We start from the raw sequence: 9796 nt of genomic DNA, 5'->3' as shown, positions 1-9796 counted from the left end.
ACGTGTCAAGGAACTAATAGTTTATGATGAATTAACCTTGAGTGAAATAGCCTTTAAAATGAATTACAGTAGTGTTGCTTATTTAAGCAATCAGTTTAAAAAGCTAACAGGAATGACACCTTCGGAATTTAAAAAAAGCACTAATAAGAACCGTAAACCTTTGGATGAGATTTAAGGGTTTTTACCATTATAAGTGGGATGTTTTAAATCTATGGATAATATAACGAGTTACTAATAAACTGAATTGAGATATCAAAATGAAATTAGACAGAAAGAAACATTGGGATACAGTTTACCAAACTAAAAATCCAGACCAGGTAGGTTGGACGCAAGAAATACCAAAAACTTCACTGAAGTTTATACGTTCGTTCAAACTAAATAAAAAGGCAAAAATTATAGACATTGGTGGTGGCGACAGTAAACTTGTTGACTATTTACTCAAGGAAGGGTATAATAACATTACTGTACTTGATATTTCAGAAAAAGCAATTGCGAAAGCTAAAAAAAGACTGGGAGAAAAGGCAAGTAAAGTAAATTGGATTGTAAGCGACATTGCCGAATTTGAACCAGATACATCTTTCGATGTTTGGCACGACAGAGCAACTTTTCATTTTCTTACAACAGATGACCAGATTAAAAAATATACTAACATAGCGACAAAATTTGTAAGAGGTTATTTAATAATAGGAACCTTTTCACAAAACGGACCAAAAAAATGTAGCGGACTTGAAATAAAACAATACAATGAAGAGGAATTAACATCGGAATTAAAAAAAGGATTTGACAAAATTCGCTGTGTATCAGAGGACCACACAACACCATTCAACACCATACAGAATTTTCTGTTTTGTAGTTTTAAAAGACAATTAACTGTAAAGCCAGCAATACCTTCACCTACAAGCTAAAAGAACAGATGTACAATTCGGTAGTTTTAGTTTTTGCAAAACACAAATCAAAACAAAAGGAACATAATGATCAAAATTTACATATCATTCTTTTTTGTATTTAAGTATTTGCTTAAATAAGAAATAATTGTAACTTTGCCTTATGAAAAATAATTCTTGCATAAGACAACAGGCAGATATTGAACAGATAAACCGTTGTAAAAAGACAGTTTCAGAATTAAATGAATCGTTTGACTATTTGGCAAATGGACTTTCTTTAGTCGGAAATAATGTTCGGCTAAAAATTCTTTACCTACTCTTTGAGGAGAAACGACTTTGCGTTTGCGACTTAAGTGATATTCTCGAAATGAATATTTCTGCTATCTCTCAACATTTGAGAAAAATGAAGGACAGAAATTTATTGGAAACCGAAAGAGATGCTCAAACGATTTTTTACTCACTAACCCCTGAATATTCAACATTATTAAATCCGTTTTTTGAAATACTCGATAAAAACAAAGTTTTAGAAACGATATGAAACGTGAGAACAAATTAATTGGTGCAGGTTTACTTGCTGCTATTACAGCTTCATTATGTTGTATTACACCCGTTTTGGCTTTAATCGCTGGAACAAGTGGAATTGCCTCAACATTTTCTTGGCTTGAGCCTTTTAGACCTTATCTAATCGGGCTAACAATTTTAGTGCTCGGCTTTGCTTGGTATCAAAAACTAAAACCTCAAAAAGAAATTGACTGCGAATGTGAAACAGACGAAAAACCAAAATTTATACAATCAAAAAAGTTTTTAGGAATTGTAACTGTATTTGCAATTATAATGCTGGCATTTCCATATTATTCATCCATTTTTTATCCGGATAATAAAAAAGAAGTGGTCATTGTAAACCAATCAAATATTCAAACTGTAAACTTTACTGTTCAAGGAATGACTTGTGCTGGCTGTGAAGAAAGCATAAAACACGCTGTAAATGAATTGGACGGGATTATAAATGTAACCCCTTCGTATGAAAAGGGAAGTACCGTCGTAGAGTTTGATAAGTCTAAAATCTCTAAAGTAGCTATTGAAAAGGCAATTAATTCAACAGGATACAAGGTTATAAAAGATAAATAAACGCAAAATTACCCATTATGACAAAACTATCGATAGTACCTATTTTAGCTTTAATGCTGTTTTCTGTTCAGGCCAAATCGCAAAGCAAGGAGGTTATAAATCAAGTTGTGGAAGTAGCTTCAATGAAACAAAATGCAACCACCGTGAAATTTAAAATTACAGGCATTACTTGTGCTGGTTGTTCCAATTCGATTTACAATGCATTAAAAGAAGTAGATGGTGTTTTGGAACATTCAGTTGAATATCCAGGAGATATTGCTGTTATTGAGTTTGATGGTTCAAAAACAAGTATCAAAGCCTTAAAGCTTATCATAGAAAAGAAAGGGTTTAAGGCCGAAGTAATTAAAGGGAAGGTCTAATTTTTAATAAGTAAACAGTACCGATTTCAATGAAAAATACAGCTAAAATGAAAATCAAAATGCCTCAAAATAGAGAAACCATTACATTGGAAATCGAGGGTATGACCTGTGAAGGTTGTGCAACACATATCGAAAAGGATATGAACGCAACTGAAGGAGTTTTAAGTTCCACAGTTAACCACGAAACCGGAAAAGGCGAATTTACTTTTGATGCTGATAAGATGAGTAAGGCAAATGTAATAGATGCTATAAACAGCGTTGGTGATTATTCGGTTGTAAATAATGTCGACGAGGAAGAGGTTTCCGCTGTAAATTCCAAAGGCCAAAATCAATTCGATTTAATAATTATTGGTGGTGGTTCAGCTGCATTTTCAGCAGCCATTAAAGCTGAAGGTTTAGGGCTCACAACACTTATGGTAAATGCAGGATTAGATTTTGGTGGCACTTGCGTAAATGTGGGTTGTGTACCGTCTAAAAACCTTATTCGGGTTGCCGAAACGGTACGTCTCGCTACACATTCCAATTTTAAGGGTATAAAACCTAAAGGAGCAGACATTGATTTTGCACAAATCATAAAAGATAAAAAAGCATTGGTTGCTTCACTTCAGCAACAAAAATATATGGATGTGGTAAGTGATTTTGAAAACCTGATAATGCGTACAGGTTGGGCTGAACTTGTTGATAATAAAACAATCCTTGTGGATGGAAAAGACACCTACACAGCAACCAACATTCTAATGGCAACAGGAGCAACTACCAATATTCCAAATATTGAAGGACTGAATGAGGTTGGTTATTTAACCAATGTGACCTTGTTCGATTTAGAGGAAAAACCTGAAAGTTTGACCATTATGGGAGCTGGTTATATTGGTTTGGAAATTGCGATGGCTTACAACAGATTGGGTGTAAAAGTACGTATCATTGAATTTACCGACAGGCCATTACGCAGTCAAACAAAAGATATTACAGATGTTTTGGTAGAACAAATGAAAAGTGAAGGGATTGAAATCCTTCCAAACTTTAGAGCGTTTAAATTTGAAAAGAAAGGTAACGATACAATTATTCATTGTAATTGTCCTGATGGTTCCACAACTCAAATTGTTGAAAAAGGACATATTGTGGTGGCTACAGGGACGAAGCCTAACACCTCTAAATTAGGGCTTGAGAATATCGGCCTAAAGTTAACAGTAAGCGGCCATATTATTGTAAATGAAAAAATGGAAACCAATATTTCCAATATTTATGCAGCAGGAGATGTCACCATTACACCGGCATTTGTTTATACAGCAGCAACCGAAGGTAGTACAGCAGTGAACAATGCGTTTTCATCAACAAAAACAAGTATTGATTATTCATCATTACCTTGGGTAGTATTTACAGACCCTCAAATCGCAGGAGCAGGTATAGATGAAATTGAAGCAGAAAAAAAGGAAATTCCTTTTGAAGTCAGTAAACTTGATTTAATTCACGTTCCAAGAGCCTTGGCAGCTCAAGATACCAGAGGGTTCATAAAACTGATACGCAACACTGAAACCGATAAATTAATAGGCGCAAGAGTAGTTGCACCTGAAGGTGGTGAACTGATACAACAATTGAGTATGGCTATTAAATTTGGAATCACTGTAAAAGATTTAGCAGAAAGCTTTTATCCATATTTAACTTTAGGAGAATCTGTTAAACTGGCAGCGATTACCTTTGGGAAAGATGTTTCCAAATTAAGTTGCTGCGCGAGTTAAGTTTGAGTTATGAAAGGAGAACAGTACAAATTACCTACTGATTTAATCTTGGATATTAAATCCAGATTAAAAACTTTGAGTGGTCAATTAAACGGCATTGTTAAAATGCTTGATGAAGGAAAGGACCCCGAACAAATAAACATACAGTTCAAATCCATTGATAAGGGGATTCAAAAAGCACATTACTTACTGCTGGATGAAGTCTATCGAAAAGCACTCGCAATTGGAATTGTAAAGGCCGTGGACTCTTGCCCAGGAAATTGTGGCAATGAAGATAAAATTGAATATTTAAAAAGTGAATTCCCCAATTTGGAATTATCCGATTTGACCAATCGCTTAAAAGAAATCCAAACCATTGAAACCAGATTAAAAAACTACAACGAAAAAAAAGACTAAAAAAAGTTTGGTGACCCCCTACCTTACGTTCTCATCTTTGTTCCATTATTAATTTAAACTTAAATAAGATGAAACGACAAATCGAGATTTTTACAGCAGGTTGCCCAGTATGCGAGCCTGTGGTGCAATTAGTAAAAGAGACAGCAGGAAAGGACTGCGAAATCATACTTCATAATCTGTCTGAGCAATGCGAAAGTAAAATATGTGTTTCAAAAATGAAGGAATATGGGGTTACAAGAGTTCCTGCCATTGCTGTTAACGGAAAACTACTGAATTGCTGCACCAACATCGAAATCACAAAAGATGATTTGGTAAATGCTGGAATAGGAAGTTGTTAGGTATGGCACTTACCAAATTGAACAAAAAAGCATCTATGGGTACTGCTGTATTTTCAGCAGTTTCCCTTAAACTATGCTGCTGGGGTCCTTTACTACTTACAAGTGTAGTTGGTATTAGTGGGAGTTCTGTCTATTTTTCTTGGCTTATTGCCTTGAAACCTTATCTGTTGGTTATAGCATTTTTGTCATTGGGACTGGCCTTTTATCAGGTTTATAAAAAAAAGAAGGTGGACGATTGTGGTAACTGTGATATGGCTAAGCCATCATTTTTTAAGTCGAAATTCTATTTGTGGTTGGTTACAGTGTTTGTTGTTGTAATGACATTGGTTTCTTATTATCCACAAATATTTCATTCAACGGAGAAAGTAGGAATTGTTGCAACAAACAATACCGATATTCAAACTGTAAAGTTGAATATTGAAGGGATGGTATGCTCGGGTTGTGAAGAAAACATCAACCATTCGGTAAACAAAATTGACGGGGTTACAAATGTATCTACGTCTTTTGAAGAAGGGACTTCAATTATAGAATTTGATACCACTAAAACGAATGTCGATGAGATAAAAAAGGTCATTCAATCAAAAGGGTATTTGATTACAAATAGTAGAGACTGATAGACACGTATCCATTGCGGTGATAAAAGATAAATTAAAAACGACTTATCCAATTGGTAGTAATAATTCGTGAAGAGTAAATTCTACAAATCATTCAGCATATAACGTAACACATTACAGTCTTTTAATCCTGAAATTTGTAACATACAAATAAGAACGGATTTATGGAGACAATCAACATATTTGAAACCAAAGAAAAGAATACTAAAAAAGGAATAAAGGAATCATTCCCTGTTACGGGAATGACTTGTGCCTCTTGTGCAGCAAGTGTTGAATCTGTATTAAAACACACGGAAGGTGTGTTTGATGCAAGTGTTAATTTTGCCAATAGTTCCGTTCTTGTGGAATATGACAAGGAGTTGAGTCCAAATCAACTTCAAAACGCGCTTCGTGAGGTCGGTTACGATATTATAATTGATGCCGATGACCCTTCGGAAGTACAGCAAGAACTTCAGCAAAAGCATTATCAGGACATAAAAAACCGTACTATCTGGTCGGCCATCCTTACCCTTCCCATTTTTGTATTAGGAATGTTTTTTATGCAATGGGAACCAGGTAAGTGGATTTCTTTGGTGTTGACTTTTCCAATTCTTTTTTGGTTCGGTCGTAGCTTTTTCATCAATGCTTTCAAGCAAGCCAAACACGGTAAATCAAATATGGATACGCTTGTAGCCTTGAGTACAGGAATCGCTTTTCTGTTTAGTGTGTTCAACACTTTTTTTCCTGAATTTTGGTTGAATCGTGGTATCGAGCCTCACGTTTATTATGAGGCGGCAACGGTAATTATAACCTTTATTTCCTTGGGGAAACTATTGGAAGAAAAGGCAAAGTCAAATACATCTTCATCCATTAAAAAATTAATGGGACTACAGCCTAAAACGTTGAAAATTATTGAGAATGGTGAAGAAAAGGAAATTCCTATTTCGTCTGTTCAAGTAGGTCAGACCATTTTGGTGCGTCCCGGAGAAAAGATTCCCGTGGATGGCGAAGTTTCCAAGGGAAGCTCATATGTAGATGAAAGTATGATTACTGGTGAACCCGTTCCAGTTCAGAAATCCCAAGGGGAAAAGGTATTCGCTGGTACCGTTAATCAAAAAGGAAGTTTTCAATTTACCGCTGAAAAAGTAGGTGGAGAAACCCTGCTTTCCCAAATCATTAAAATGGTTCAGCAAGCGCAAGGGAGTAAGGCACCCGTTCAAAAACTGGTCGATAAGATTGCCGGTATTTTCGTTCCTGTGGTATTGGGTATTTCCATTGTAACCTTCATTGTCTGGATGTCTTTAGGAGGCGATAATGCCTTTTCACAAGCCTTATTGACCTCTGTAGCAGTATTGGTAATCGCCTGTCCTTGTGCTTTGGGATTGGCAACACCTACCGCCATTATGGTGGGAATTGGTAAAGGCGCAGAAAATAATATCCTTATAAAGGATGCCGAAAGTTTAGAACTCGGTCATAAAGTGAATGCTGTCATTCTTGATAAAACAGGTACAATTACAGAAGGAAAACCTTTAGTAACTGATATATTTTGGAAGGATAAACTTGAAAATAGCAATGAATACAAAAAAATTCTTTTGGCTATCGAAGCACAATCAGAACATCCCTTGGCAGGGGCTGTAGTCAACCACTTAAAAGATGAAAATGTTGAACAAACTGAAATGGCTTCCTTCGAAAGTATCACAGGAAAGGGGGTAAAAGCTCAAACAGAAAATGGTTCAAAATACTATGTTGGAAACCATAAGCTAATGGTTGAAAAGAATATTCAAATCGACGCTTCCTTAATGCAAACGGCAGAAAGTCTCGAAGAGCAGGCTAAAACGGTCATTTTCTTTGGCAATGAAAAGCAAGTGCTGGCGATACTCGCCATTGCTGACAAGATTAAGGAAACATCCAAAAAGGCCATTACCACATTACAAAATAAAGGAATAGAAGTCTATATGCTTACAGGCGATAATAATAAAACTGCATCTGCTGTCGCAAAACAAGTAGGAATAACAAATTACCAAGGCGAAGTAATGCCTTCCGATAAAGCAGCTTTTGTTGAGAAATTACAAGCTGATGGAAAAACAGTGGCTATGGTTGGTGATGGTATCAACGATTCCCACGCTTTGGCGCAGGCCAATGTCAGCATCGCAATGGGAAAAGGTTCGGACATTGCAATGGATGTTGCAAAGATGACATTGATAACGTCAGATTTACAATCTATCCCAAAAGCATTGGAACTATCAAAAAGAACCGTGTTGGGCATACGTCAGAACTTATTCTGGGCATTTATTTACAACATTATTGGCATTCCAATTGCAGCGGGAGTTCTTTATCCTGTAAATGGGTTTTTGTTGGATCCGATGATTGCAGGTGCAGCAATGGCATTCAGTAGTGTATCCGTAGTTGCAAATAGCTTAAGACTTAAACGAGTAAAACTTTAATAATAAATAAATTCAATACTATGAAAACTTTAAAATTTAAAACAAATATCAATTGTGGTGGGTGCGTATCAAAAGTCACCCCTTTTTTAAACAAACAAGAAGGTGTAGAAAGTTGGGAAGTAGATACCTCTAATCCTGATAAAATCTTAACCATTGAAAGCGATGGTGTAACCGAAGAAGATGTAAAGGCGACTTTGCAAAAAGTGGGATTTAAGGCCGAACCTGTAGATTAATACGTTTTTAATATGGCTTATATTTTTATTTCGGTTGTGATTGTTCTTTTTGCTGTTCATTTTTATAGAAAAGCAAAACGTCATAGTGTAAAGCCATTTCCAGAACATTGGCATAAATTATTGACGGATAATGTGCTGTTTTATAGAAATCTATCAAAAGACGCACAGCTAATTTTTCAGCAAAAAATGATGCTATTTTTAAGTGAGGTCTATATCGATGCTGTGCAGTTTGAACTGGAAGAGTTGGATAAGGTTTTAATTGCAGCAAGTGCCGTCATTCCAGTTTTTGGCTTCAAGGAATGGCACTACACAAATTTAAGTGGCATCCTTTTATATCCTGATAATTTTAATGAGGATATGCAATTTAGCAGTAAGGATAACTCACGGAATATTGGTGGAATAGTTGGAAATGGAAGGTTCGAGAAACAGATGATACTTTCCAAGAAAGCATTGTACCACGGCTTTAAAAATACAACCGATAAAAGCAATACTGGCATACACGAATTTGTGCACCTTATAGATAAGTTGGACGATAGAACAGACGGTGTGCCAGAGCGGCTAATGGAACATCAATATGCCATACCTTGGTTAAACTTAATCCATAAAGAAATGGAAGCGATTAACGATAACCATTCAGATATTCGTAAATATGGTGGAACAAATCAAGCTGAATTCTTTGCGGTTGCTTCAGAGTATTTTTTTGAACGAGCGGATTTACTAAAAAGAAAACATCCAGAACTTTATGGGATGTTGGTGGAATGTTTTAGGCAAGAACCGAGCACTTGAGAAAATGAATCAGGCAAACTATAGAGAGTTCAGTTTACACTCTCGTGTAACGTGCTCAAACGTTAGTTTACTATGATTTCCGCATATCCTGCAAGTTCCTTTACGTTTCAAATTATCCTATGAATCCAGTTTTTTGATTTTATCAGTTAGTTCTTCAGGTTGTAAAATTGGTATTGCTTCACGTTCTACACGCAATCCCAATCCTTTGGTCTGATTTATATGGTTAGTAGTAAATTGATTTATGTGAACGTAAATAATTCCAATATCATCACTCATTCGGGTTTGCCAGTCAAAACCATACAATTCTTTCAACCATTTAAAAGGTGTAGTTCTGAACATAACATTGGGGTTTTTGTAATGCCGGCCATCATCCAATAGTATGATTAGCAGATAAACCCTGTTGAATCCAATTTCGGTATATCCATTTGCCTGAATAGTTCCCTTTTTTTGAACGCTTGTAATCTTGTTGATTTTTGGTGGTTGATTTTCAAGCGATTCGGTTTTTACTATTTTACATTCTATTCCAACCGCATTTTGTTCCTTACCTTGTTCATACAGAAGAATGTCAATGTCCCCAGGCATTTTGTTTGGGATTGTGATAGGTTCTTTAACGCCACATTGGTATTTCACCGAATTTGCGGATGGAAACACATTGCCAAATAACATCCTTTTGAAATCCCGATTATCCATAAGCCAATTAACAGCTTGGTCTTCGCTATCAAAAGTTCTGGTAACACTTACATCTGGCTTGGGATTGTTTACGAAAAAAGAAATGGTCGAAGAACCATCAAGAGGTTGTCTGTCCGAAAACACATATTTTGTTACCTCATATTCCGGTGGTGGTTCTTTTCGGAAGAATTGAACTATTCTATTTTTAATAGTTGCCCATATTCCCATAC

General features: G+C 35.8%; 13 protein-coding genes. 12 read left to right on the top strand and 1 reads right to left on the bottom strand.

Features of this window, described 5'->3' with window-relative positions; genetic code table 11:
* The 12 genes from AACY93_RS03120 to AACY93_RS03065 all read left to right on the top strand — a co-directional run.
* A partial coding sequence (locus tag AACY93_RS03120; RefSeq protein WP_339611123.1) for an AraC family transcriptional regulator occupies positions 1-175 on the top strand: 175 nt, incomplete at its 5' end.
* Positions 176-257: 82 nt separating this feature from the next.
* Positions 258-905 (top strand): class I SAM-dependent methyltransferase, encoded by a 648-nt coding sequence (locus AACY93_RS03115; protein WP_339611120.1) that lies wholly within the window; start codon positions 258-260, stop codon positions 903-905.
* A gap of 142 nt (positions 906-1047) precedes the next feature.
* Complete coding sequence (locus AACY93_RS03110; protein WP_008992796.1) at positions 1048-1422, top strand: metalloregulator ArsR/SmtB family transcription factor; 375 nt, start codon at positions 1048-1050, stop codon at positions 1420-1422.
* A complete protein-coding gene (merTP, locus tag AACY93_RS03105) occupies positions 1419-2012 on the top strand; it encodes a mercuric transport protein MerTP (protein WP_339611116.1) in 594 nt (197 codons plus the stop codon). The genes AACY93_RS03110 and merTP overlap by 4 nt, the downstream gene beginning before the upstream one ends.
* 17 nt (positions 2013-2029) lie before the next feature.
* The gene (locus AACY93_RS03100) at positions 2030-2371 is read left to right on the top strand and encodes a heavy-metal-associated domain-containing protein (RefSeq protein ID WP_279448349.1); all 342 of its coding nucleotides are present in this window, start codon (positions 2030-2032) and stop codon (positions 2369-2371) included.
* Positions 2372-2400: 29 nt separating this feature from the next.
* A complete protein-coding gene (gene merA / locus AACY93_RS03095) occupies positions 2401-4107 on the top strand; it encodes a mercury(II) reductase (protein ID WP_339611111.1) in 1707 nt (568 codons plus the stop codon).
* Between the two features lie 9 nt (positions 4108-4116).
* Positions 4117-4503 (top strand): metal-sensing transcriptional repressor, encoded by a 387-nt coding sequence (locus AACY93_RS03090; RefSeq protein ID WP_339611109.1) that lies wholly within the window; start codon positions 4117-4119, stop codon positions 4501-4503.
* Between the two features lie 68 nt (positions 4504-4571).
* Positions 4572-4841 carry a thioredoxin family protein gene (locus AACY93_RS03085; RefSeq protein ID WP_093978493.1) on the top strand — a complete coding sequence of 90 codons (270 nt, stop codon included), beginning with the start codon at positions 4572-4574 and terminating at the stop codon, positions 4839-4841.
* A 2-nt stretch (positions 4842-4843) separates the two neighbouring features.
* Positions 4844-5455 (top strand): mercuric transporter MerT family protein, encoded by a 612-nt coding sequence (locus AACY93_RS03080; protein ID WP_339611101.1) that lies wholly within the window; start codon positions 4844-4846, stop codon positions 5453-5455.
* A gap of 164 nt (positions 5456-5619) precedes the next feature.
* The gene (locus AACY93_RS03075; RefSeq protein ID WP_339611099.1) at positions 5620-7878 is read left to right on the top strand and encodes a heavy metal translocating P-type ATPase; all 2259 of its coding nucleotides are present in this window, start codon (positions 5620-5622) and stop codon (positions 7876-7878) included.
* Positions 7879-7898: 20 nt separating this feature from the next.
* Positions 7899-8111 carry a heavy-metal-associated domain-containing protein gene (locus tag AACY93_RS03070; RefSeq protein ID WP_008616468.1) on the top strand — a complete coding sequence of 71 codons (213 nt, stop codon included), beginning with the start codon at positions 7899-7901 and terminating at the stop codon, positions 8109-8111.
* A gap of 12 nt (positions 8112-8123) precedes the next feature.
* Positions 8124-8897, top strand: coding sequence for a M90 family metallopeptidase (locus AACY93_RS03065; protein WP_110473885.1), 774 nt, complete (start codon positions 8124-8126; stop codon positions 8895-8897).
* A gap of 117 nt (positions 8898-9014) precedes the next feature.
* Here the strand turns inward: AACY93_RS03065 and AACY93_RS03060 are convergent, their stop codons facing one another.
* The gene (locus AACY93_RS03060; protein WP_287005965.1) at positions 9015-9794 is read right to left on the bottom strand and encodes a hypothetical protein; all 780 of its coding nucleotides are present in this window, start codon (positions 9792-9794) and stop codon (positions 9015-9017) included.
* Positions 9795-9796: the final 2 nt, after the last annotated feature.

Source organism: uncultured Xanthomarina sp. (genome assembly GCF_963971605.1).
GTDB classification, from domain to species: domain Bacteria; phylum Bacteroidota; class Bacteroidia; order Flavobacteriales; family Flavobacteriaceae; genus Xanthomarina; species Xanthomarina gelatinilytica.
Note: the sequence above shows the minus strand (reverse complement) of the source record. Positions and strands in the feature narration are given on the sequence as shown.

Excerpts from the sequence above, each read along its gene's own strand:
- AACY93_RS03115 (WP_339611120.1), top strand. The coding sequence starts at position 258 with ATGAAATTAGACAGAAAGAAACATTGGGATACAGTTTACCAAACTAAA.
- AACY93_RS03110 (WP_008992796.1), top strand. The coding sequence starts at position 1,048 with ATGAAAAATAATTCTTGCATAAGACAACAGGCAGATATTGAACAGATA.
- merTP (WP_339611116.1), top strand. The coding sequence starts at position 1,419 with ATGAAACGTGAGAACAAATTAATTGGTGCAGGTTTACTTGCTGCTATT.
- AACY93_RS03100 (WP_279448349.1), top strand. The coding sequence starts at position 2,030 with ATGACAAAACTATCGATAGTACCTATTTTAGCTTTAATGCTGTTTTCT.
- merA (WP_339611111.1), top strand. The coding sequence starts at position 2,401 with ATGAAAAATACAGCTAAAATGAAAATCAAAATGCCTCAAAATAGAGAA.
- AACY93_RS03090 (WP_339611109.1), top strand. The coding sequence starts at position 4,117 with ATGAAAGGAGAACAGTACAAATTACCTACTGATTTAATCTTGGATATT.
- AACY93_RS03085 (WP_093978493.1), top strand. The coding sequence starts at position 4,572 with ATGAAACGACAAATCGAGATTTTTACAGCAGGTTGCCCAGTATGCGAG.
- AACY93_RS03080 (WP_339611101.1), top strand. The coding sequence starts at position 4,844 with ATGGCACTTACCAAATTGAACAAAAAAGCATCTATGGGTACTGCTGTA.
- AACY93_RS03075 (WP_339611099.1), top strand. The coding sequence starts at position 5,620 with ATGGAGACAATCAACATATTTGAAACCAAAGAAAAGAATACTAAAAAA.
- AACY93_RS03070 (WP_008616468.1), top strand. The coding sequence starts at position 7,899 with ATGAAAACTTTAAAATTTAAAACAAATATCAATTGTGGTGGGTGCGTA.
- AACY93_RS03065 (WP_110473885.1), top strand. The coding sequence starts at position 8,124 with ATGGCTTATATTTTTATTTCGGTTGTGATTGTTCTTTTTGCTGTTCAT.
- AACY93_RS03060 (WP_287005965.1), bottom strand. The coding sequence starts at position 9,794 with ATGGGAATATGGGCAACTATTAAAAATAGAATAGTTCAATTCTTCCGA.